At 58.6% G+C, this 1,467-nt stretch carries 1 protein-coding gene; it reads right to left on the bottom strand.

Annotated elements, in window-relative coordinates; genetic code table 11:
• Positions 1–61: 61 nt before the first annotated feature.
• A partial coding sequence (locus tag AAAB16_RS17435) for an RNA polymerase factor sigma-54 (RefSeq protein ID WP_340664455.1) occupies positions 62–1,467 on the bottom strand: 1,406 nt, incomplete at its 5' end.

Here is a 1,467-nt window from a genome sequence, read left to right as displayed (position 1 = left end):
TGTCGCCGGAACACTTTGGCCTTGGATCAGTGTAGCCGTCTGCCACTGTGCTGCGTGGCGTTTACATCAGTCGCTTACGTTCACTCGAAGGCGCTATCCCGAGGGATTCGCGGTATTTGGCGACTGTGCGACGGGCTACCTGAATGCCCTGTGCCTCCAGTAAACCAGCGATCTTGCTGTCACTCAACGGCTTTTTCGCATTTTCCGCTGCAACCAGTTTTTTGATGATTGCGCGTATCGCTGTAGACGAGCATTCGCCGCCTTCGGAGGTGCTGACGTGGCTGGAGAAGAAGTACTTCAGCTCGTAGATGCCACGCGGGGTGTGCATGAATTTTTGCGTGGTAACGCGCGAGATGGTCGACTCGTGCATGCCTACCGCTTCGGCAATGTCATGCAACACGAGGGGCTTCATCGCTTCGTCGCCGTAGTCGAGGAAACCACGTTGGTGCTCGACAATCTGGCTGGCGACTTTCATCAGGGTTTCGTTGCGGCTCTGCAGGCTTTTGATAAACCAGCGGGCTTCTTGCAGTTGGTTGCGCATAAAGGTGTTGTCGGCGCTGGAGTCGGCGCGGCGGACAAAGCCTGCGTACTGCGGGTTAACCCGCAGGCGCGGCATGGCTTCCTGGTTCAGCTCCACCAGCCAGCGCTCGTTATGCTTGCGCACGATAACGTCGGGCACCACGTACTCCGGCTCGCTGGCTTCAATCTGCGAACCTGGGCGCGGGTTAAGGCTTTGGATCAATTCGATAACTTGGCGCAGCTCGTCTTCTTTGAGCTTCATGCGCCGCATCAGTTGGCTGTAATCGCGCCCGCCAAGCAGGTCGAGGTAATCACCCGCCAGGCGCTGCGCTTCGGCTAGCCACGGGGTTTTTGCTGGCAACTGACGCAGCTGCAGCAGCAGGCATTCGCGCAGGTCACGGGCGCCAATGCCGGAAGGTTCGAATTGCTGGATGCGGTGCAGCACGGCTTCGACTTCGTCGAGCTCGATATCCAGCTCGGGGTCAAAGGCGTCAAGTACTTCCTCGAGGGTTTCTTCGAGATAGCCCTGGTCGTTGATGCAGTCGATGAGGGTGACGGCAATCAGCCGGTCCTTGTCGGACATCGGCGCCAGGTTGAGCTGCCAGAGCATATGGCTTTGCAGGCTCTCGCCGGCCGAGGTGCGGGTGGTGAAGTCCCACTCGTCATCGTCATTGCTGGGCAGGCTGCTGGCGCTGGTCTGGTAAACGTCCTCCCACGCGGTGTCGACGGGGAGTTCGTTGGGGATACGCTCGTTCCAGTCACCCTCATCGAGATTATCAACCGTCGGGGCGCTTTCCTGATAGGAAGGTTCCTGGATGTCAGTGTTGGGCTTTTGTTCGGCGTTGTCGGCCAAGGGATCGGAATTGTCGAAGTCGTCGCCTTCTTCCTGGCGTTCGAGCATCGGATTTGACTCCAGGGCCTCCTGGATTTCCTGTTGCAGGTCCAGGG

The organism is Pseudomonas sp. (assembly GCF_037994325.1).
GTDB lineage: Bacteria > Pseudomonadota > Gammaproteobacteria > Pseudomonadales > Pseudomonadaceae > Aquipseudomonas.
The sequence above is the reverse complement of the archived record's forward strand: the minus strand, read 5'-3'. Positions and strand labels throughout refer to the sequence as shown.